The sequence below is a fragment of the Sorangium sp. So ce327 genome (assembly GCF_051530205.1).
GTDB classification, from domain to species: Bacteria; Myxococcota_A; Polyangia; order Polyangiales; family Polyangiaceae; genus Sorangium; species Sorangium cellulosum_B.
The window spans coordinates 3,087,314-3,108,779 of the sequence record NZ_CP150330.1 but is presented as its reverse complement, the minus strand read 5'-3'; the positions used below and the strand labels follow the sequence as shown (position 1 = coordinate 3,108,779).

The following is a 21,466-nucleotide window of genomic DNA, read 5'->3' as shown; positions in this document are numbered from 1 at the left end:
GCCGTCGGCGACGTGTCCGGATGGCCGGGCTGGGCGCTGCTCAGAAAAGCGATGGGCTAGTTCAACCGCACGAGTCGCCCCACGAGGCGGAAGAGCCCCCGTGACACCGCGTTGATGGTGCCGCCGACCAGCTCGATATCGCCGCTCTCGTGGATTCGGAGCGCGCCGAAACCCGAGCGAAGCATCACTTCCTTGCTGCCCTCGATCGAGATCTTCTCCCCGCGGAGGCGGAGCTCGCGCGGCCTCCGCGTCCTGAGCGCGGCGATGATCAGCGGCGGCTCACCCTCGCAGGTCTCGACCAGAACGGCGTCGCCGTTCGCGCGGGCGTCCTCGATCACCTCGAGATCGACATCGGGTGCGATCTCGGCAAGTACGGGCACATTGGCGCTCCGGGCGAGGATCGACGCTCTCCGCGTCTTGCCCTCCATCGATACGACACGCGCCGTGCACATTGCGACGGCAGCGATCGGCGGCGCCTGTCGTTCCGGGAGCACCGCCGCCGTCGTCTCGACGATCTCGTCCAGCGTCACGCCGGTCGTCGCGAGCTCCCCGACCGCTTCCGGCTTGCCCTCGGTCTCCGCAGCGCCCGGCGAGACCTGCTCCGTCTCGGAGCGAATGTTCCAGGTGCTCATTCCCCTACAAGGCACGCATCAGAAGCTCCAGTTTCGACGCGGCAACGCCTGCGCCAGCGTACAGGGCCGTACCGCTGCCGGCCACGACCGCCTCGCTCCTGCCGCATCGAACCACAACCTCTACCGTTGTCCAGCCGTTTGGGTCGCCGTGCCACCGGTGTGCTTGACAGCTCGGAGGAGCTCGGGCCTGCTCCGAGCTCCTTACCAGAGGTGCTCCCTTGGCGCGAACCGCTCCCGTACCCAACATCCCCGCGATTCCCGGCACGGCTGGACGCACACGTTCGCGTGGGAGGTGGAGCTGAGCCGCGGCGGGAACGCCAAAGTCTGGACGGAGGACGGGCTCGACGTGCCGTTCGGCATCGTCGAGCGGGATACGGGCGTGATGGGGCCGCACGGATGGGTGCTCCACCGGCACGAGGAGGGGTTCGCGCTCGACATGCCCGACGGCACGCGGCGGATCTTCGAGCCGAACCTGGGCGACCCGGCGCGCCGGCGCCTCCGCCTCACGGCGGTCGAGGATCGCGCCCGGAACCGGATCCAGCTCCACTACAGCGGGGCATCGCTGTCGCGCATCGTGGACTGCGTAGGCCGGACGATCCGTGTCCTGACGACCCGCGAGGGGCGGATGGCGGCGCTCGAGGTCGTGTGCGCCTCCGGGCGCGTCGTTCGCTTCGCGACGTACGAACACGATCCCGCAGGAAACCTCGCCAAGGTGACCGACGCGGACGGACACCCGATGGTGTACATGTACGATGGCGACCATCGCCTCGTCTCCTATCGCTTGCCGACTGGCCAGGTCTTCTTCTTCCGCTACGACGACGAGGGCCGCGGCGTCGAGTCGTGGGGCGAGCATGAAAGCGGCATCGACCCCTGCCTCGCGGACGACCTGCCCGAGCTCCTCGCCGACCGGCGCACCAGGGCCAAGGGCATCCACCACGTCAAGGTCGAGTATGGCCCTCACGGCTACAGCGAGGTCGCCGACACGGCGTGCACATTCCGGTACGTCGGCAACGAGCACGGCAAGGCCGACAAGGCTGTAGCGAACGGGCGCGTCTTCGGCCGGACCTACGATGCACGCGGCCACCTGACCTCGTACACGGACGCGATGGGCGCGACCACGCGCTGGGAACGCGATCTGTTCGGCAACGAGACGCGTGTCGTCGACGCGCTCGGGCACGTGACGTGCATCGAGCGCTTGCCGAACGGCGACATCACCCGGATCCTCGATCCGGACGGCGGCGAGACGGTCGTCGAGTACCTGAAAGACGCGCTGCTCATCAAGGAACCGACGGGCGCGCTGTTCGAGGTGCGCTACGACAAGCGCGGGTTGCCCATCGAGACGTTCGCGCCGAACGGGCGAGGGCGGCGCTATCGGTACGACGACCACGGCAACGCCGTTGAGGCCTCGGACGAGCGCGGCGTGGTGCTCTGGCAGGCGACATACGACGAGCTCAGCCGATGCACGTCGGTGCGCGATGAGGCGGGCGCGGTCACCCGCTACCGGTACAGCGAGAAGGGGATGCTCCTCTCGGTGGAAGAGCCTGGGGGCCTCATGTGGCGGTTGAAGCACGACGGTCTGGGCAACATGATCGAGGAGGTCGATCCCAGCGGGCGGCAGACGGTCCTCGTGCGGGGAGGCACGGGCTCGCTCGCCGAGGCGCGGCTGCCCGACGGGAGCACCGTCCGGCTGCGCTACGACCGCAAGGAGCGGCTCGTCCGCATCGTCAACGCGCACGGAGAAACGTGTGCGTTCGAGCTGGGGCCGACCGGCCTGAAGCTGGGCGAGCGCACGTTCGACGGGCGCGAGATGCGCTACGATCACGACCTGGCGGGCCGCGTGGTGCGCGTGTCGTTCGCGAACGGTCACGAGGTGTTCCTCGAGCGCGACCTCCTCGGGCGGATCGTGAAGCGGACGCGAGCCGACGGCAGCGAGGAGGCGTTCGAGTACGACTTCCGTGATGACGTGCTAGCCGCCGAGAATGCGTCCGGGAGGGTGGAGTTCGTGCGCGACGCCGGGGGCGCGATCGTCAAGGAGCGGCAGATCGTCGACGGCCAGGGGTTCGAGGTCCACGTCGAGAACGACGCCATCGGCCTCCCGGTGCGCCTACGGACGTCGCTCGGCCACAGCGCGGAATGGCGGCGGGACTACGCAGGGCGTCGCTTCACGGTGCGGCTCGACGGGACCGAAGAGATGGCGGTGCGGCTCGACCTCGCAGGGCGGGAGATCGAGCGCGCGCTCTCGCGCGGCGGGCGTGTGCTGCTGCGCTACGATCTCGCGGGCAGGCTCGCCGAGCGGTGCGTAACGTCGCCGGCGCTGGAGCAGCGCACGCGCCCAGGGGAGCCTGCGTGGATGGGCGCGCTTGAGGCCGGGGCGACCATCCATCAGCGCATGGAGTACAACGGGTCGTCCGAGCTCACAGCCCTGTGGGACGCGCGTTTCGGATTGACCCGCTACCAGCACGACGCGCTCGGACAACTCCTCGCCGCGGTCCCGGACGGCGCGCGCGGCGAGCTCTTCGCATACGACCCAGCGGGCAACTTGCACGACGCGAGCGGGACTGACGCGGGACGGGAATACCACGGCGGAGACGTGCTCGTACGCGCGGACGCGACGGCGCTTCTTTGGGATGAGTTCGGAAGGCTCGTCGAACGGCGCACCCAGACCAGCGCGGGCGAGCGCGTCACATCCTACAGGTGGGCGGAGGCGGGCACGCTGTCCGAGGTGATCCTGCCCGACGGGAGCGTGGTCAAGTCGACCTACGACGCGTTCGCGCGGCGGCTCAAGAAGGAGGTGTACCGGAGAGCGGTCGACGGTCGCTGGGCGCTGCTCCGACGCACACGCTTCTACTGGCACGGAAACACGCTGCTGCACGAGATCGTCAAGACCGACACGGTGAGCTTCGAGCGGCGCTACAACTTCGGTCCGGACGGCGAGCCGTGGGCGCACCGGGAGATCGTGCGGCGCGGCGGCGAGGTCCACGAGGGGGCGTGGGTCTACTACGTGAACGATCTGGCGGGTTTCCCGGAGCGGCTCGTCGACGGAGACGGCCAGATCCTGGCCGAAATCGCAAGGACGGCGTGGGGAGCAGCCGCGATGCGGGAGGGGGCGCAGGCGGCGACGCCGCTGCGGTTCCTGGGGCAGTACGCCGACGCAGAGACGGGGCTCCACTACAACCGCTACAGGTACTACGATCCCGCGCTCGGCCGGTACATCTCGCCGGATCCGGCGGGACCGCAAGGCGGGCTCAACGCGTTCGCGTACGCCAGGAACAACCCCTTCGATTACGGGGACCCGTGGGGGCTCGTCTATACGCGCATCGTCGACAACAGCACGCGGCCGGCGACCGTGCTGTACGAGGGGTACAACATCGACGAAGCAAGGCACAAACGACCTGAGGCGGGCGGACAGATCCCGCACGACTACCACAAGAACTCGTGCGCAGAGACCCAGGCGCTCCAGCGCATGAAGAACGACATCAAAGCTGAGGTCGAAAGCGAGCAGAACGCGGCGAAAAAGAAGGGAAGCAGGAAGAGCCCGTTCACGCCGATGACCCCTGAGGAAAGAGAAGCAGAAGTGAACCGCCGGCTCAAAGCGAAATTCGACAACCCCAACATAGCGATCGAAACGTTTCAAACAAAAGGGGGAAATCGCGTCAACCCCTGCGACCTCTGCCAACAAATGTTCGCGAACCTCGAGATCAGCCATGCGGTCGTCGGCGAGGAGGGGAAGCGCGGCAAATTCGGCAAGTACAGACGAAGATGACGATGCATCTTTCTCATGCTGAGGGGAGCCCGATGGTGGGACGGTTCTTGGGAGAAGGCCAGTCCAGAGCGCTGAGCGCCCTCCGTTCCTGGCACGAGGCAGGGCGTCCGGCGGCGTGCGTCGTCCACGGCCCACCCGGCGCGGGAAAGAGCACGATCATTGAGCGCTTCTTTGGCTCGATCACGGATCCTGGGACGTTGAAGCTCCTCGTGCACGCCGGACGCGCGTTTGGCGCTGCCTTCGAGGAAGAGGCGCTCGCGCGGCTCTCGGCCGGCCCCTGGCCCGAAGGAACAGGGTTTGACGATTTTCACTTCGGCGTTCGATCGAGCCTCAGAAATCGGATCGTGAACTGGGATTGCGACGACGGCCAGCCGCAGCTCCTGATAGGTCTCATCTCCCCCGACGCTTGCGTGGACTGGCCGGATGACGCCCGCTACTCGGTGCTTGGCGAATTGGGGCCCGCCGCCCGTGTCGTGGTGGCGGTCTCTGGCGCGCGAGACGTCGCTGAGCGGTGGGCAGAGCGGTTCGGTTTCCACCCCGAGAGCGTGGCGTATGTCTCAGTCGACGGGTTCCGCATGGACGAGATCGACCCGCCTCTCCGCAGCGAACTCGCCTGGGCGGCGATCGATGGGCCAGGTCCAAGCGCCTATGGGGACACAGTGGCGACGTCGCTCGGCGACCGCGGCGCCGAGCGGCTGGCGACGCTCGTATCGCTGGTCGCGTGCGCGTTCGCACCGCTCGACATCGCCGAACTTGCGTCGCTCCTCGACGTACAGGCAGACGAGGTAGCCAGATGGCTCGACGCGCACCGCGACATCATCGGCTCGGTGCTCCAACGGCGCACGGAGGATCACCGGCTCCGCTTCCATCACGAAGCGTTGCGCGCCGGCTGGGTGGCAGCGAGACCGGAACAAGCCGCGTTCGCCGCGCGGCGGTTCGCAGAAGCTGCCCGAGCGTTCGTCGGCGCGTGGGAGGACATCGGGTCACCCGAGATCGGCGCGGCCACCTATCTCCGCCGTTACGCCGGCGACCACCTCGTCAGATCGAGCGCGCGGGGCGCCGATCCCCTCTCGCTCTGCGATCCGCGGTGGGCCTGGCCGCGCTCACGAGAAGATCTCGCTGCGCGCCGTACGGAGCTTATGCACGTACGACGCTCGATGGCGGCGCAGCTTCACGCGTCGGACGCGCTGACGTTCCCGCCCGAAGCGGTGACCAGCGTCGTGAGGCTCGCGATCGCGCAGGGCGCGCTCGCGACCCTGCATTACGCGTGGCCCCCTGGAGCGGACCAGCCCGCCAACGAGGCGTGGAACGACACGCAGCGAGCGCTCGCCGTCGCGCTCTTCGGGCTCGCGGAGCACGCTTCTCCGCCGATCCGCGAGCGCATCACAGGACGCGCGCTGGGCGTGGTGCGGCGAAGCGGCGCGTCGTGGTGCGGTGATGGATGGGAAGATGCGTCCGCATTGCTCGCTGCGGCGCGCGCCGCATCGGGCAACGAGGCGGCGATGTGCGCGCGGTGGGCAGTCTCGGCCACCTGGCGCGCAGAGAAAGGGCCCGACATCTACTTGGATGCGTGGCTCACCGCCGCCAACATCCTGCCTCGATCCGAGGCCGAAGCCCTCGTCCAGCAAGCCATCGAGCGCGCGCTGTCGAGCGTGAAGCCAGGGCACGCGCTCGCGCGCCTCGCCGCAGCGGAGTGGCTCGACCAGGACCAGGCGCTCACCCTCTTTCGCGCGGCGCTGCCTCTTCCACCGACATCGCGAGCGAACGCGCTGGCGCCGCTTTTGCGAGTACTTCCCAACGAGGAGCGAGTCCTCTCGGTCTCGATGTCGCTCGATGCGTTCTTCGTCGACTACGAAGAGGACGCCGAGAGGCACGATACCGACGCGTGCACCGCGGCGCTGCTTCCGTACCTCGGGCTCGCCGAGCTTTCCAGGCTGCTGGAGGAGGCCTCCCCCCTCCCCAGCGCCGTGGCCATGCGCTTCGCCGAGCTCGGCGCCACGGAGCGCGCGCTCGACGTCATCCAACAGCTCTGTGGCGGCGGCATCCACGGCGCTCGCCCGCTGCTCTGCGCGGCGGCGACCGAGGGCGGCCGCTCCCTCGTGCAAGCCGCGCGCAAGGCGGTGGCTGCGCTCGATCCTGCATGGGTCGCCGCGAAGGTCGTCCGCGAACACCCAGCCGAAGCCATCCAGGTGCTCGGCCTCGATGCTGCGGTCGAAATCGCCGAACGGGCAGGCGGAGGTGGCTCCGAGGCTGCGCGCATCATGGCTCTCGCGGCGCTCTGTCGCGCCGCCCCCGAGCCATCACGCCCCGCGCTCGCCACGCGTGCCGTCGCTGCCTACCACGACGATCGAGATACCGACGGGCTGGAGAGCGTGGTGCGCTGCGCACCCTGGATGTCACTGGCGGACGCAGCGAAGCTGTTCTCCGTGAGCCTCGGGGACGCAGCCGAGCAGGTCACGCTCGTCGCGACCCTGAGCCGCTGGGGCGGCGTGGAACAGCTCGCGCCCCTCATCGCGCGCATCGGCGGGGACGACGCGCTCGCCGCCGTCGCCGACGTCCTGCCCGAGGCCCTCCGGTGGATCTCGCGGGCGGAGGCCGGCTAGCACTACTGCGGGAAGTTGCCCCGGATCGGCAGAAAAACCGCCATGGCGCTCGGGTAGCCCTGGGGGATTGCTCCCCCAGGGCCCCCACAGATCCGGACGTGCGGGGCTACCGCATCCGGCTCGTCGCAACATGGATTCGCTACGCGGGAGAGTACGGCCTCGCGACCCGGGCAGGTGGGAGGGGTAGCGTTTCAGCAGCATATGCCTGCGGTCCCAGTTGATCCGCGCTCTCTGGGAGCGACGACCGAGCCACTTGCACCAGATGCCGATGACCAGCTCACGGAAGCGGCTGATCGCCTCGGAGTTCCCGTGATGCCGAAGTACCCGAAGTGACCTCGCAGCTTCTGCGCGAGCGCTCGCTGCTGCTCTCCGATCGTCTGGTGTCGATGCTGCCGACACCACTCCGCGACCCGCTTCAGCGCGCGGCGGAAGCGACCGGAGGCGGTCTTCTGCTTGACCACCCACCTGCCTCGACGAGACAAGCCCCGCAGGCGGTCCATGATCTGCGCGTGAGCCTCGGGCTCGCGTTCACGCTGGCGCTGCGTTAAGGCGACGACCGGGTTGAAACCGCCTGACGACCGCGTCTCGCCCCCGCGCCCGTCCCCCGCGGCGCGCCGCGGGCGATCTTTTGCAGCTCACCGCCGCACACCTCGCTCCGGATGAACCATGGCGCTCGCGCTCGTCGTGGGGTTCCTGCTCGGTTATCTCGGCTCGATCCCGGCGGCGGGGCCGCTGGCCGTGCTGCTCGTGGCCGCCGCGCTCGCGGGGCAGCCCCGGCGCGTCTTGATGCTCGCCGTCGGAGGAGCCCTCGCGGAGGGGCTCTGGGCGCTCGCCGCGGCGCGCGGGCTCGGGTGGGTCCTCGAGGCGCACCCCGCGATCGATCGCGCCCTGCGGACGGGCGGCGCCGCGCTCGTCGTGGCGATGGGTCTCGCCCTGGCGCTCGCGCCTCGGCGCGCCTCGGAGGCGCCCTCCTCCGGACGCGCGACATCGGCGCTCCTGACCGGGTTCGTCCTCGTCGCGCTCAACCCGTCGTTCCTGGCGTCGTGGATCGCCTCGTGCGCCGTGCTCCGCGCGTACCCTGCCCTCGCGCCCGCCGTCGCGCCGGCCCACGCGGTCGCGCTCGCAGTGGGCGCGGCCGCGGGTGTGGTGAGCTGGTTCACGACGCTCGGGCGCTTGCTGGCGCGCTACCGCGAGCGGCTCGGCGCATGGCACGGGCGGCTGGTGCGCGGCCTCGGGTGGGTGCTCGTGGCGCTGGGGCTCGCGGGGCTCCTGCAGCGGCTCACGTGAGATCCGTGCCCTGTGTGGACGCCGATCGCGCGCCCGCATAACGTCGTTCGGATGCGGGTAGGCGCCGGCAGCCTGCGTCGTCCGGTCGTATGAACGCCCTTCATACCCCGGCATCAGACCGCGCGGCGAGCCCTGGATCGCGCGCTCCGGACGCATGGCCGCGCGCGATCTACCGCAGGCTGCGGGCCGGCGAGCCTGCCCCGGAGGATCTCGCGGACGAGCCCGCGCCGGAAGCCGCGGCCCCCGACTGCATCGAGGCGTTCTTTGCGGCCCTGACCGCGCTCCGCGACGAGGACGAGCGATGCGGCGCGCCCGGCGACGAGGGCGTCGACCCGGCGCGGGTCCTGCTCGGCTACGCGCCGACCGCGATGCTCGACGGGTGCTGGCTCGCCGCGGCGGTGCGCGTGCGCCACGCGGACGGAGCGCTCGGTGCGGCCTGCCTTGACGCGTTCTATCTCGAGTGCGGCGAGGGCGACCCCGCGCGGCACCACGGCGCCCTGTACGGCGCCGCGCTGGCCGCCGCGGGGCTCGCGCTGCCCGATCTCGGGAGCCCCACCTTCGAGCGCTCCGTCTGCCTCGCCGACGCGGACTTCGCGCTCGCGATCCCGGGACTCCGCGCCGCGCAGCTCGGGGCCGCGAGGCTGCCCGAGGCGCTGGGCCACCACGCGGCGGCCACGGTGCTGGGCCCGCCCGCAGCGGTGCGCCGGGCCGCGTCGCGCGCGCGCTGCGACGGCCTGTATTTCGCCGAGCACGCGGAGGGCGCGGAGACGGCCCGCCGGGCCCGCGATCTCGCGCGGCGGTGCCTCGAGGCGCACGCCGCGGGCGGGGCGCCGGACTGGTCGCGCGTGTGGCGCGGCGCGTGGTCGCTCTGGGCCGCGCGGCGCGCGTGGCTGGCGTCGCTCCGGCGCGCCGCCCCGCCGTCCGCGTGGGAGGCGATGCTGGCGCTCGTCGAGGCGAAGGCGCGCCACGCGTTCGGATTTCACGGCCGCGTCCGGATCGACGGACAGGCGCTCGACGACGCGTTCGATCCGGCGCGGCTCGACGCGCGCCGCGTCCTCCTGCGCCTCGCGCGCTCGCCCTGGATCGTGCCGGGGAGGCCCGACGAGAGCCCGCTGGTCACGCGCTCCGTGCAGTTCGGCGGGCCGATGTTCGGCGTGTTCACCGACGCCGAGGTCGACGTGATGCGCGCCTGGATCCGCGCGCTGATCGAGGCGCCGGAACCTCCGGCCGCCCTCCGCGCGGCGCGCGTCGCAGAGGAGCGTGAGGGCTCGCCGCGCGTCGATCACGAGGGACCCTCGATCGACGTGAATCGCCGAGGCGGATCCACGCCTCGCGCGCAGGTGCGCGCAGGGCTCCCCCTGCCGGAGCTGTACTACCGGCTGCTCTGCGCCCGCGGGCCCGGGGACGTGGACCGCGAGGCGGGCGCGCTCGCGCGGGCACACGTCGAAGCGATGCTCCGTGAGGTGCACACCGAGGTGTCCCCCGCCCGGCTCGCCGCGGATGGGCGCTGGCCCTGGTCCGCCGCGGGGCTCTCGCGCTGGGTCGACGCGCAGCTGCGCGAGCAGATCTTCGAGGAAGGGCACCCCCACGCGCGGTCCACGGTGGGACCGCATGCGGCCCCACACCCCGCGCGTGACCCCATGCAGCCCCCGGACGACGCGGGCATCGCGCGCGAGATCACGCGTGACGAGGCCGTCTGGCTGCTCACCCAGCTCGCGCCGGCGGCCGTGATCGACGGCGCCTGGCTCCAGGGCATGACGGCCCCCGGCGCGCTCCACACGCCGGTCGCGCCGCTCCTGCTCCGGATCTACCGCGACGAGCTCGGTGCGGGCGTGCCCGCCCAGCACCACGGCAACGTGCTGCGCAGGGCGCTCGCGGAGCAGGGCGTGACGCTGCCGCCGTGCGACGCGCGCGCGTTCATCGAACGGCCCGACTTCCTCCCACAGGCGTTCTCGATGCCCGTGCTCTGGCTCGCGTTCGCGCAAGGGTCCACCGACCTCTTGCCCGAGCTGCTCGGCCTCAACCTGGCGATCGAGATGGCCGGCATCGGGCGCGGGTACGCGATGGCCGCCGCGATCCTGCGGCGCCACCGGATCGACCCGTACTTCTTCGACCTGCACAACACGATCGACAACGCCGCGTCGGGCCACACCGCGTGGTCGATCGAGGCCATCCGCCGGCTCATGGACGCCTGCGCGGCGCCCGGCGACGCGCTCGCGATCGAGCGCGCAACGCTGCGGATCTGGCGCGGATACGCCGCGTACGCGCGCGCGAGCCGGCCGCTCGTGCGCGCCGTCGCGGTGCGCCTCGGTCCCCGCCTCGGCTGGCGCTGGCTCCGGCGGCATCTGCTCGGGGACACGGGGAGGTAACGCTCGATCATGTGCGGCATCGTCGGAGCGCTGGACCTCGCCGGGCGACGCACGTTCGATCCGGCGCGCCTCGACCGCATGGCGGCGAGCGTGCGGCACCGCGGCCCGGACGACGGCGCCTCCTTTTCAGCGCCAGGGATCGCCATGGCCACGCGGCGCCTCGCCATCGTCGACGTCGCAGGCGGCCGCCAGCCGATGGCCGACGCGGGCGGCCGCGTGTGGGCCTCGTACAACGGCGAGCTGTTCAACCACGCCGAGCTGCGCCGCGAGCTCGCTACACGTGGGCACACGCTGCGCACGCGGTGCGACACCGAGCTGTGGCCCGGGCTCTACCTCGACGCGGGCGAGGGCGCGTTCTCCCGCGCGCGCGGGCAGTTCGCCGTGGCGCTCTGGGATCGCGAGGCGCGCACGCTGCTGCTCGGCCGCGACCGGATCGGGATCTGCCCGCTCCACTACGCGGAGGCGGACGGCTGGCTCCTCTGGGCCTCGGAGATCAAGGCGATCCTGGCGAGCGGGCTCGTACGCCCCGAGGCCGATCCGGCGGGCATCGACCACGTCTTCTCGCTGTTCGCCGCGGGCACGCAGCGGACGTGCTTCCGCGGCGTGCGCTCGATCTGGCCCGGGCACTACCTCCGCGCGCAGGGCGGCGCGGTGGAGCAGCGGCGCTACTGGGACCTGGATTTCCCGGCCCAGGGCGAGGAGCGGCGCGTGGCCTCGCTCGACGCGCTGATCGAGGAGACGCGCGCCTGCCTGCGCGACGCCGTGCAGCGCCGCCTCGTCTCCGACGGCCCGGTGGCGACGTACCTGAGCGGCGGGCTCGACTCGACGCTGGTGCTCGGCCTCGCCCGGGAGGCCCGCGGCGACGCGCCCATCGCGTCGTTCACCGTCGGCTTCGACGGCGCCGGGCCCGACGAGCGCCGCCGCGCGACCCGCAGCGCGGCGCGCCTGGGCGCGCGGCTCGAGACCCTGGTGCCCTCGCCGACGGAGATCCTCGAGGCCCTCCCGCGCGTGGTGGAGGCCGCCGAGGGCCCCGTGATGGACACGGCCGACGGGTGCGTGCTCCTCCTGGCCGAGCGCGCCGCGCGCCGGGGGTTCAAGGTCGCGCTCACGGGCGAGGGCGCGGACGAGGCGATGGGCGGCTACGTCTGGCACAAGACCCACCGCGCCATGGAGCGCCTCGCCCGCGTCCACCCCGCCCTGCCACGCGCGATCCGCACCACGCTGGCCGAGCTCGCGGCGCCCGGCACACCCGCGCCCACGTTCCAGGCCCACTTCGGCGACGTTCGCCCGAGCCTCCTCGACCTGTACGAGCCGCTCTCCCGCGCGCGCTGGCTGTTCTATTCGGATACGATGGCCGAGCGCGTCGCGGGCCACGACCCGTTCTCCGAGCTCGACATCGCGCCAGCGCGGATGCGCCGCTGGGATCCGCTGAATCGGTCGCTCTACGTGGAGTACAAGCTGATGCTGGCCGGACACCTCTTGGTGGGCAAGGGCGACCGCGCGGCGATGCGCTCGGGCGTGGAGCACCGCTACCCCTTCCTCGACGAGACCTTCATCGACCTCTCCAGCGGCCTCTCGCCGGCGTACAAGCTCCGCGGGCTGCGGGAAAAGTGGCTCCTGCGCGAGGTGGCGCGGCGGGTGCTCCCGCGCGACATCGCCGACCCGCCCAAGGGCATGTTCAAGGCCCACGCGCTCTGCGCGCTCGGGCCCCAGCCCCGCTGGATCGCGCAGCTCGTGAGCCCCGAGTCGCTGCGCAAGACGGGCTATTTCTCGCCCGCGAAGGTCGCGCGCGAGCAGCGCTTCCAGCGGATCCTGCCCGCGCTCGCCCCGCGGCGGATCGTCGCCGACGGGAGCTACACCGCCGTGGTCACCACGCAGCTGTGGCACCACCTCTTCCTCGGCGGCGGGCTGTGCGAGCTGCCCACGTGGTCGCCGCCAGCGCCCGCGGCCGGCCCAGCGCCCGCGGCCGCAGACGAGCGCGCGGTCGCGTCGATCGAGAGGATGGTCCCATCGTGAGCCTCCAGATCTCCGCCGATCCCGCGCTCTCCGGCCACGAAGGCAGCCCTCGGACGCCGCCCCACGACGGAGAGGCCGCCGCGAGGGAGGACAGGGTCCACGCGGCGGTGCGCCGGCGCTGGGACCGCATCGACTGGACGCGCCCGATCCCGCCCGGAACGCTGGTGATCCCCGAGGCGCACTACATGGACGTCGCGGGCCTCGGGCTCACCGAGCGCCAGCGCGTCGCGATCAACCGGCTGTTCGCGTGCTTCACGTGCGAGCTGTTCATCCACTTCGAGGGCTACGTGATCCGGTACCTCGATCGGTCGGCCCACCGCGCGCCGTACCTGTCCGCGCCCGTCGTCGCCCGCTTCGTCGCCGAGGAGCGCACGCACGCGGAGATGTTCGGCCGGCTCCTGCACAGGCTCCGGCCGGATCTCTACCCGACCGACGCGGCCCCGCCGCGCTTCCTGCGCTGGAGCCGCGGTGACGACGCGGCGCTGCGCCTCGCCCCGGCGGGCACGTTCTTCCTGCTCGCGTGGTACTTCGAGGAGATCACGCTCTTCGTGCCGCGGGCGATCGAGGCCCGGCCCGATCAGAGCGCGGCGCTCGTCGCCGAGATCATGGCCCTGCACGCGCGCGAGGAGGCGCCGCACGTCGCCATCGACGAGCGCGTGCTCCTGCACCTGAACGAGCGCTGTCCGCGCTGGCTCGCCGCGATCCAGACGGCCCTCGCGCTGCCCTTCCTCGTGTACGTCGACGGCGTGGTCGGCGACGCCTGGCGCCGCCTGGTGGCCTCGGCCTGCAGCGAGCTGGGCCTCGACGCCGCGCAGCGGCGGCGGCTCGGCGCGCGCGCCCCGACGCAGTCCGATCGCTGGGGCACCGAGAGCTTCACGCGCAAGCTGGAGGGCCGCGGGCTCGCGGGAGCGCGGCCCCTCTGCTGGGCGCTGCGGCGCGCCCTGCGCACGGATCCCGCGTGAGCTCCGGGCTCGCGTACATCGGCGACAGCCACGGCATCCTCTCCGCGTGCCGCGACCTCATCGAGGCCGCCGAGCGCAGCGTCGTCCTGCAGATGTACCTCTTCGCGGCGAACGGCGACCAGACAACGCTGCTGCCGCGCCCGGGCGCGTTCCCCTACGCCGACACGGTCGCCAACTGGCTGATCGTCAAGAAGCGCGCGCGGCCCGACGTGACCATCGTCGTGATCCTGGACAGCAACACGCCCGCGAACCCCGCCCTGACGCGCCGCCGCGGCGCGCTGGTGCGGAGGCGCCTCGCGGACGCGGGCGTCCTCGTGCTGAACGCCTGCCTGTTCGGCGCGCGGTTCGAGCGGCGCCGCCGGCTCCTGCCCCGGATGAACTTCCACCTCGACCACGCGCGCGTGCCGATCGAGGACTGGGTCGAGCACCAGAACCGCTGGCAGGTGCTGCACAACGTCGAGGATCACCGGAAGAACCTGGTGATCGACGGCGGGCGCGCCGGCGCGATCACGTCGCACAACTTCATCGACGCGGCGTTCGACTGGCACGAGAACCTGTTCTGGCTGACGGGCGCCGTGGCCCGCCGGCTCTGGCGCGTCGCGATGGCGGCGATCGGCGAGGCGCTCACCATTCCGCAGGCGATCGGCGCCGAGGGCCGCGCCGCGCTCCACGCACTCGTCGCAGACGCCGCGCGCGCCGCGGCCGGGCCCGACGATCTCCGGACCGAGCGCGCCTCCCCGGCGCCCACACTCGCGCCGGTGCCGGGGTACGCCGGCGGCCTGCGCGTCCCTCTCCCGCCGCCCGGCGCGCTCACCGCAACGGGCGACGAGACGTGCGCGCTCGTCGAGCACGAGGCGATCCGCGAGCGCCTCACGGACCTGTTCGACGGCGCGGAGGCGGGCGACGAGCTCCTCGTCGCGACCACGTACCTCTCGGACCTGCCGATGCTCGAGGCGCTCGAGCGCGCGGCGGCGCGCGGCGCCCGGGTGCGTGTGCTCATCGACTCCATCGACGCGCTGCCGCTGCCGCCCGCGGCGGCGTGGCTCATCCGCAACCTGGTCAATCACCACGGGATCACCCGCGCGCTCGAGGCCGAAGCGCGGTGGCCCGACCGCTTCGCGCTGCGCGTGCACGACTCGCGCGGCGGGGCGATGATGCACCTCAAGACCGCGGCGCGGCTGGGGGCTCGGCCGATGCTCGTGGGCGGCCAGGCCAACTTCACGCCCAACTCGTTCTCGCGCGCGTGGCTCGAGACCGACCTCGAGACCCGCGATCCGGCCTTCGTCGCCGCGTTCGCGGCGCACTTCGAGCGGCTCTGGGATCTGCCCGCCTCGCGGCGCGCGTCGAGCGGCCGGGGGTCCTGGACGCGCTCGGCGCTGCTGGGCGCGTTCGATCTGCTCGGCCTCCGGCCCTGACGCGCTCAGCGGAGCATGCCGATCACCAGGGCGGCGATCGTCGCGTCCGCGACGATGTGCGCGAGCACGGGCGCAAGGAGCCCGCGGGAGCGCTGCCGCAACAGGCCCAGCATCACGGCCCAGCTGCCCGCCAGGAAGACGCCCAGCAGCCCCCGCGGGAACCCGTGCGCGTGCTGCGCGCCGAACGAGGCGGCCTGCAGGACCACCGCGACGCGCGCGCCCCACGCCGCCGCGAGGCTGGGTTGGAGCACGCCGCGCCAGATCACCTCCTCCAGCGTGGCGTTCAGCACGGCGAAGACCGCGCCTCCCGCGATGAGCAACGGCGTCGACACCTGGAGCAGCTCCGAGCCGGTGATGTCGCGGAGGTCGGGCCGGGCGAGCGCGAGCCACCCGACGAGCGCGACAGGCGTGACGCCGCCGACGAGCGCCGTCCAGCGCTTCGGGAGCCCGCCGGCCGCGCGCCAGCCCTCGGGCGGACGCAGCGCGGGCGCGAGCCGCGCGAGGCCGCCGTAGGCCGCGAGCGCCAGGATCATGGCGAGCTGCCAGACGACGCCGAGCCGCATCGCCACCACGATGCACGCCACGAGCGCCGCGACGGCGCGCGACGGCCCCTGCGCCACGCGGACCGCGAGCAGCGCCACCAGGGCCGCGACCACGGCGACGGCGAGCGTCGCGCGCGGGAACGCGGGTGCGTCGAGCGCGGCCTGGAGCGCCAGGAGGCCGAGGGAGACCAGGCTCAGCGCGCGATCGGCGCGCGCCTTCGGCTCGGAGAGGGCGGACGTGGGCTCTTGCATCGGGATCGCGCGGACGAGTCCAATCTACCTGGTTCCACTCGCCAGAAGGCCGACCAGGGATCCGGAGGGAGAATTCAACGCAAAGGCGCAAAGGCGCAGGAAAGACAAATGTCCTGCATTTTTGCGTCTTTGCGCCTTGGCGCCTTTGCGTTGGGCTCTCTATCCGCTCGCGACGCAGATCCCTCGCGGCATTCCGACCCGCGGTAACTACTCGCGCGGCACCAGGCGCGACAGGACGACCCCGGGGATCGACGCCGCGAACGCGATCGCGAAGAAGGCCGTGAACCCCGCGCTGGCGGCCAGGTAGCCGCTCGCGCTGCCGGCGAACGTCGCGGAGACCGACATGAGCGCCGACCCGATCGCGAAGTGCGACGACTTGTACCCGTCCACGCAGCGCCGCATCAGGAACACCGCGAGCACCGCCGTCCCGACGCCGGCGGCGAGCTGCTCGAGCGTGACGAGCGCGACGACCCACGGGAGCGCCGGCCGCGCCCACGCGAGCGCCACGTACAGCAGGATCGCCAGGCTCTGCACGAGCGCGATCGGGAAGATGGTCCGCGCGAGCCCCCACCGCTTGATGATCACCCCGCCGAGGATCGAGCCGGCGATCGAGGCGACCGTCCCGACCCCGCCCACGTTGCCTCGCGCCGCCGTGTCGAGGCCGAGGCTCTTCAGCAGCGGCGACGACATCGCGAACATGAGCGCGTCCCCTGCCCGGTAGCAGAGGATGAACGCCAGGCTCGATGCGATCTGCGGCTGCCGCAGGTACACACGGAACGGCTCGATGTAGCGCCGCAGCCCGGTCGCTCCGGGCGCGGCGCCGGCCCCGGGCGTCGCGGCCGGGCGCGGCAGCCCAGCGGCGTGCGCGATCGCGAGCAGCGCGAGCCCGCCTGCCGCGACCGCGAACGCCGCGCCAAAGGACGCCCAGCCCGCGAACGCGACAAGCAGCGCGCCCGCGAGCAGCGCGAGCCGGTACGCGCCGACCCGCAGCCCGGAGAACGCCGCCTGCGCGTCCTTGTCGAGCGCCTGCAGGTAGAAGCCGTCGACCGCGATGTCGTGCGTCGCCGCGGCGACCGCGACCGCCCCGAACAGCGCGGCCACGAGCCATATCGCGCCGCTGTCCGCCGCCGCGGCGAGCCCGAGGACGATCGCGACAAGCGCGATCTCGACCGCCACGAGCCAGCGCCGCGGGCTGCCGTGGAGGTCGACCAGCGGGCTCCAGAGGAACTTGAGGTTCCACGGGAGCCCGTAGAGCGACGTCAGCCCGATGATCTCCAGGCTCGCCCCCGCCGCCGTGAAGAACTCCCCCGCCACCTTGTGCGCGATCGCGTAGGGCAGGCCCTCGGCAAAGTAGGTCGACGAGATCCACAGGCCCCGGGGCGCCCCTCCCGCGACCGCGCCGGGCGACGCCGCCTCACCGGGCGCCTCCGAGGAGGCGTCACGCCTCGGCGCCTCCGCTCCCGGCTCGGGCAGCGCGGTGCGCGCCGGGGCCGCGGGCTCAACGGGCTTGTGGGATGTAACGGCAGCCTCCACGCCTTCTCCGCACCCTTACACGATGCGTCCCGGGACGGAGCAAGTTCCAGGACGCCCGACCGCCGCGCCCGACCATGGAAGCAAACACGACGCCGTGAGGCCGCGGCGCCGTGAGGCCGTGAGGCGGCGAGGACGCAGCGGACGCCATCGCGAGCGACGCTGTGGTATCGGTCCGGCATCTGGTTTAAACGGTGAACTGCATGCGACGGGCTCACGCTCCCTCGGTGTCCCCCTGCCGTCACGGCGGCGACGCCGATCGTGGCGCTTCGTGCCGCTCCGGCCGTGCGGCTGCGCTCACGCGCGCCGACCTCGCGCCGACGCGGCCGGCGCCTTGCTCATCTCCGGTCTTTCCGAGGGAGCCAGCGTGAACGAGTACACCCGGCGCGAGGAGGTCCGCGCCACCTTCATCGCCTCGGCCATCCTCGTGCTGTGCATCGCCGTGGCGGTCCTCCGGCTCGTCACCGTGGAGGGCAGGCTCGTCCCCGACCCGGGCGCGCGGCGCCAGGCCGAGGAGTCCGAGGCCCGCGTCGCGCCCGCGCGGGCGTGCGCCCTCGCCGGCGAGAAGCTGATCGTCGAGATCGACCTGTTCAAGGCGGCCGCGAAATCGGCGCGTATGCCCGACCCGGGCGAGGCGCCCCCCGCGCCGCCGCCGCCGCCGGCGACCAGCACGAAGGGGCGCGCGCCCCGCAACGCGCCGCCGCCGCCGAAGCCCAAGGAGCCGGACAAGCAGGGCGCGTGGGCCTCCGCCCAGCCGCTCTACAAGCAGATCAAGACCCTGTCGGGCTGCCGCGAGGCGACCGAGGCGCTCCTCGGGGCTCGGGTGAACGCCATCCCCGCCTGGGAGGCCATCGCCAAGGCGGCCGCGATCACGCCGCCGGGCGCCGCGGAGGCCGAGCAGTTCGAGGCGGCGAAGCAGCTGCTCTCGCTCGTCGCCGACATCCCGGCCGACAAGGTCGCGCAGGCCACGAAGGACGCCGAGGCGGCGTTCAAGGCGAACGCGGAGCGCGACCGGGATCGCGCGCTCACCGCGATGGTCCGCGAGCCGCTGCCGCAGGGCGTCTTCTCGCGGCGCGTGGCCGTGAGCGTCGGCGTCGGGCTGACGGTCTGCGCTCTCTTCATCAGCTACCTGGGCGTGCGGGCCGCCTCGATGCGCCGCCTCGCGACGCTGCTCCCGCTGCGCGACGCGGTCCGCAGCGGGCGCCCGGGCATGCAGGCCGCGGAGATCCTGAAGACCGCCGCGACGCACAACAGCGGCGAGCCCGGCCTCGTGATCGGCGCCGCCATCGGCGGGTTCTCCGCGGCCCTCCTCGCCCCGAGGGACGCCGACCTGTTCGTCGCGGGCGTCATGGCGGGCCTCCTCATCGGCCTCGGCGCGCAGTGGGCCTTCCGCCTCGCCCTCGGCGCGGGCCGCTGGCGCGCCCGCACCACGGAGCTCGCCGAGGTCGAGAAGCCGGCCATCCCCATCGTGCTCGTCCTGAGCGGCGTGAAGCCCGGCCTCGAGCTCGAGTTCATCCAGTTCCTCCGCTCGCTGCCCCCCGCCGACGCCGCCGCGGCGGTCGAGAAGCTCGCCTCCCAGGCCGAGGAGCGCATCCTCGCCGCCGCCGACGCGGGCGCCGCCCTCACCCACGGGAAGCCGCCGCCAGGGTGACGCCCGCAGCGTGACGCCGGCCGGCGCAAGGGGGCGCGCCTCCCCCCCGCACGACCACAGAACTCCCGCGGGGTGTCCCCGCGAACACAGCGCGGCGGCGGCCCTGCACCGAGCGCTCGATCCGCACGCCGTTCCATGGAATGGAGGCGCTCCCGACATGAGACACCCCCTGCAGGCCCGCCGGCCGTCCGGGCGATGGGCGCTCCTCTCGCTGCTCGCCGCCACCTGGTGGCTCGCCGCGCCCCCTGCAGCGGCGCAGGACACGGCCACTCCGAAGGCCGCCGCGCCGCAGGCCGACAACGCTCCGCCCGCGACGCACGCCGCCTCGCTGCAGGCCGACGGCCCTCCGGCCGCCGCGCAGGCCGCCGCGCCGCAGGCCGACAGCCCTCCGGCGGAGGGCGGCGCGCCCTCGACGGACGGGGCCGGCGCGCCGTCGGGCGGCGCGGGCGGCGCCGGCGGCGCGGCCTCGGACGCGCGGGATCCGGCCGAGCGCAGCGCGGCGCGGCGCGACAGGCCCGGGGCGACGAGCAGCCGCGCCACCCCCTCCAAGAAGCGCCGCGGGGACATCAACCCCTGCATGACGCCCGATCCGGGCTGGGGCGTGTACGACCGGTGGTCCCGCGCGCCCTCGATCGGGCAGATGATCATGCCCCACCGGGGCGGGGTCACGAAGCGCGGCGGCTTCGACGTCATCATCCACTTCCACGGCCACGAGGCGCTCCGCAAGGAGTTCGTGAAGACCGCCGAGGGCGCCGTCCTCGTCGGCATCGATCTGGGCATCGGTTCCGGCGCGTACTCGAGCGCGTTCTCGGCGCCGTACGTCTTCGAGAACCTGCTCGACAGCATCGAGCGCGCCGTCGCGAAGAAGACCGGCAAGAAGAAGGCCTACATCCGCAAGCTGGGCCTCTCGTCGTGGAGCGCGGGCTACGGCGCCGTCGAGCAGATCCTGCGGCAGCCGGCCGGCAAGCGGGTCGACGCCCTCGTGCTGCTCGACTCGCTCCACGCCGGGTACGCCGACGAGCAGCAGCACAAGCTCAAGGTCGCGCAGATCGAGCCGTTCATCGCGTTCGCGAGGCGCGCCGCGGCGGGCGAGGCGTTCATGTTCATGAGCCACTCCTCCATCCTGCCGCCCGGCTACGCGTCGACGGCGGAGACGGCGGACTTCATCGTGCGGCAGCTGCGGGGCAAGCCGAGGGGCTCCTCCCGCGCCGACGTGCTCGGCCTCGACATGATCCAGCGCTTCGACCGCGGCGACTTCCACGTCCGCGGGTACACCGGCGACGACAAGCCCGATCACTGCGCCCACCTCGGCCTGATGGCAGACGTCGTGCGGGTCCACCTCAACCCGCGGTGGAAGTCGCCGCGAGGCCGGCGCTAGATGGGCGGCATCGGCGTCATCATCAACCCCCGCTCGCGGCAGAACCTGAGCGATCCCCGCGCCGCGGTCCGGCTCGCGCGCGCGCTCGGCGACCACGGCGTCGTCCGCGCCGCGCGCTCCCGCGAGGATCTCGCCCGGATCGCGGAGGACTTCAGGAAGCTCTCCATCGACGTGCTCGGCATCTCCGGGGGCGACGGCACGAACCACGTGACCATCACCGGCTTCCTCGACGTCTACGAGAACGAGCCGCTGCCGCCGATCGCCTTCCTGCGCGGCGGGACGATGAACACCGTGGCCAACGCCGTGGGCGTCCCCCGCGGGCGCCCCGACGGCCTGCTCGCGGGGCTCATCGCCCGCTACACCGACCGCGGCCGGCACCCGCTGCGCTGGATCGAGCGCCACGTGATGCAGATCGGCGCCCACTACGGCTTCATCTTCGGCACCGGCTGCGTCCACGGCTTCATCGCCGAGTACAACCGCAGCGAGGAGCGGAGCGCGCTCTGGGCCGCCAAGGTCCTCGCCCGCGCGAGCGCCGCCGTGCTCCTCAACACGGGCACCCAGGTCGCCGCGCGCTGGCAGGGCCGCGTCCACTTCGAGGACGGCTCCGCGTTCCCGGACCGCGACTACCTCGCCGTCGCCGCCGGCACGGTGGACCAGATCGGCCTCGGGTTCCGCCCGTTCCACCGCCACGACGAGCGCCCGGAGAGCTTCCACATGCTGGGCATCCACACCTCCGCGCTCGGCTTCGTCAGGAAGCTGCCCGATATCTGGCGGGCGCGGCCGATGGGCGAGGCGCACACGTTCGAGAAGATCGCCCGGCGCGCGGTGCTCGAGGCCAGGTCGGGCGTGGTCCACTACGTCTGCGACGGCGACGTGCACGAGCACGCGGGCCCGCTCACCGTGCGCATCGGCCCGCGGGTGAAGATCCTCGTGGAGCACAAGTCCGGCCATCGCCCCGCCGGCGCACGGCGCACGTCGCACGATGTGTGCGCACGCGCCGAGCGCTCGCATCCCTGCGGAATCGTACGCTGATCATGCATGGATCACGCGCTGACCATGCGCCGAC

At 72.7% G+C, this 21,466-nt stretch carries 15 protein-coding genes; 11 read left to right on the top strand and 4 right to left on the bottom strand.

The features are described 5' to 3' along the window. Positions 1-56: 56 nt before the first annotated feature. The gene (locus WME95_RS11865; protein WP_437908486.1) at positions 57-632 is read right to left on the bottom strand and encodes a hypothetical protein; all 576 of its coding nucleotides are present in this window, start codon (positions 630-632) and stop codon (positions 57-59) included. Between the two features lie 292 nt (positions 633-924). Here WME95_RS11865 and WME95_RS11860 point away from each other — a divergent pair, with 292 nt between their 5' ends. Then, positions 925-4,395, top strand: coding sequence for an RHS repeat-associated core domain-containing protein (locus WME95_RS11860; RefSeq protein WP_437908485.1), 3,471 nt, complete (start codon positions 925-927; stop codon positions 4,393-4,395). Between the two features lie 557 nt (positions 4,396-4,952). On the opposite strand, the gene WME95_RS11855 is transcribed toward WME95_RS11860, so the two are convergent. Continuing rightward, entirely contained in the window at positions 4,953-5,264 is a 312-nt protein-coding gene (locus WME95_RS11855; protein WP_437908484.1) for a hypothetical protein, read from the bottom strand. A 288-nt stretch (positions 5,265-5,552) separates the two neighbouring features. Here WME95_RS11855 and WME95_RS11850 point away from each other — a divergent pair, with 288 nt between their 5' ends. The 7 genes from WME95_RS11850 (at position 5,553) to WME95_RS11820 (ending at position 15,047) form a co-directional block, all read left to right on the top strand. Then, positions 5,553-6,998 (top strand): hypothetical protein, encoded by a 1,446-nt coding sequence (locus tag WME95_RS11850; protein WP_437908483.1) that lies wholly within the window; start codon positions 5,553-5,555, stop codon positions 6,996-6,998. Positions 6,999-7,327: 329 nt separating this feature from the next. Next, positions 7,328-7,546, top strand: coding sequence for a hypothetical protein (locus WME95_RS11845; RefSeq protein ID WP_437908482.1), 219 nt, complete (start codon positions 7,328-7,330; stop codon positions 7,544-7,546). Between the two features lie 118 nt (positions 7,547-7,664). Then, positions 7,665-8,285 carry a LysE family transporter gene (locus tag WME95_RS11840; protein WP_437908481.1) on the top strand — a complete coding sequence of 207 codons (621 nt, stop codon included), beginning with the start codon at positions 7,665-7,667 and terminating at the stop codon, positions 8,283-8,285. A gap of 89 nt (positions 8,286-8,374) precedes the next feature. Further along, positions 8,375-10,654, top strand: a complete 2,280-nt coding sequence (locus WME95_RS11835) for an iron-containing redox enzyme family protein (protein WP_437908480.1) — start codon at positions 8,375-8,377, stop codon at positions 10,652-10,654. Positions 10,655-10,663: 9 nt separating this feature from the next. Beyond that, complete coding sequence (gene asnB / locus WME95_RS11830; RefSeq protein WP_437908479.1) at positions 10,664-12,670, top strand: asparagine synthase (glutamine-hydrolyzing); 2,007 nt, start codon at positions 10,664-10,666, stop codon at positions 12,668-12,670. After that, positions 12,667-13,632, top strand: coding sequence for a diiron oxygenase (locus WME95_RS11825; RefSeq protein ID WP_437908478.1), 966 nt, complete (start codon positions 12,667-12,669; stop codon positions 13,630-13,632). The genes asnB and WME95_RS11825 overlap by 4 nt, the downstream gene beginning before the upstream one ends. After that, the gene (locus tag WME95_RS11820) at positions 13,629-15,047 is read left to right on the top strand and encodes a phospholipase D-like domain-containing protein (RefSeq protein WP_437908477.1); all 1,419 of its coding nucleotides are present in this window, start codon (positions 13,629-13,631) and stop codon (positions 15,045-15,047) included. Before WME95_RS11825 ends, WME95_RS11820 begins: the two co-directional genes overlap by 4 nt. 5 nt (positions 15,048-15,052) lie before the next feature. On the opposite strand, the gene WME95_RS11815 is transcribed toward WME95_RS11820, so the two are convergent. Together WME95_RS11815 and WME95_RS11810 are read right to left on the bottom strand one after the other, a co-directional pair. Then, a complete protein-coding gene (locus tag WME95_RS11815) occupies positions 15,053-15,841 on the bottom strand; it encodes a CPBP family glutamic-type intramembrane protease (protein WP_437908476.1) in 789 nt (262 codons plus the stop codon). A gap of 207 nt (positions 15,842-16,048) precedes the next feature. Then, complete coding sequence (locus tag WME95_RS11810) at positions 16,049-17,374, bottom strand: MFS transporter (RefSeq protein ID WP_437908475.1); 1,326 nt, start codon at positions 17,372-17,374, stop codon at positions 16,049-16,051. A 364-nt stretch (positions 17,375-17,738) separates the two neighbouring features. Here WME95_RS11810 and WME95_RS11805 point away from each other — a divergent pair, with 364 nt between their 5' ends. From WME95_RS11805 to WME95_RS11795, 3 genes are all read left to right on the top strand, one after another. Continuing rightward, positions 17,739-19,022, top strand: a complete 1,284-nt coding sequence (locus WME95_RS11805) for a hypothetical protein (protein ID WP_437551883.1) — start codon at positions 17,739-17,741, stop codon at positions 19,020-19,022. Between the two features lie 157 nt (positions 19,023-19,179). After that, positions 19,180-20,400 (top strand): hypothetical protein, encoded by a 1,221-nt coding sequence (locus tag WME95_RS11800; RefSeq protein WP_437908474.1) that lies wholly within the window; start codon positions 19,180-19,182, stop codon positions 20,398-20,400. Then, entirely contained in the window at positions 20,401-21,432 is a 1,032-nt protein-coding gene (locus tag WME95_RS11795; protein WP_437908473.1) for a diacylglycerol/lipid kinase family protein, read from the top strand. The last annotated feature ends 34 nt before the right edge of the window (positions 21,433-21,466 follow it).

What these genes read in the sequence shown, in the direction of transcription:
- WME95_RS11800 (WP_437908474.1), top strand. Translation starts at nt 19,180, where the DNA reads ATGAGACACCCCCTGCAGGCCCGCCGGCCGTCCGGGCGATGGGCGCTC.
- WME95_RS11850 (WP_437908483.1), top strand. Translation starts at nt 5,553, where the DNA reads ATGGCGGCGCAGCTTCACGCGTCGGACGCGCTGACGTTCCCGCCCGAA.
- asnB (WP_437908479.1), top strand. Translation starts at nt 10,664, where the DNA reads ATGTGCGGCATCGTCGGAGCGCTGGACCTCGCCGGGCGACGCACGTTC.
- WME95_RS11815 (WP_437908476.1), bottom strand. Translation starts at nt 15,841, where the DNA reads ATGCAAGAGCCCACGTCCGCCCTCTCCGAGCCGAAGGCGCGCGCCGAT.
- WME95_RS11855 (WP_437908484.1), bottom strand. Translation starts at nt 5,264, where the DNA reads ATGGAAGCGGAGCCGGTGATCCTCCGTGCGCCGTTGGAGCACCGAGCC.
- WME95_RS11865 (WP_437908486.1), bottom strand. Translation starts at nt 632, where the DNA reads ATGAGCACCTGGAACATTCGCTCCGAGACGGAGCAGGTCTCGCCGGGC.
- WME95_RS11795 (WP_437908473.1), top strand. Translation starts at nt 20,401, where the DNA reads ATGGGCGGCATCGGCGTCATCATCAACCCCCGCTCGCGGCAGAACCTG.
- WME95_RS11835 (WP_437908480.1), top strand. Translation starts at nt 8,375, where the DNA reads ATGAACGCCCTTCATACCCCGGCATCAGACCGCGCGGCGAGCCCTGGA.
- WME95_RS11840 (WP_437908481.1), top strand. Translation starts at nt 7,665, where the DNA reads ATGGCGCTCGCGCTCGTCGTGGGGTTCCTGCTCGGTTATCTCGGCTCG.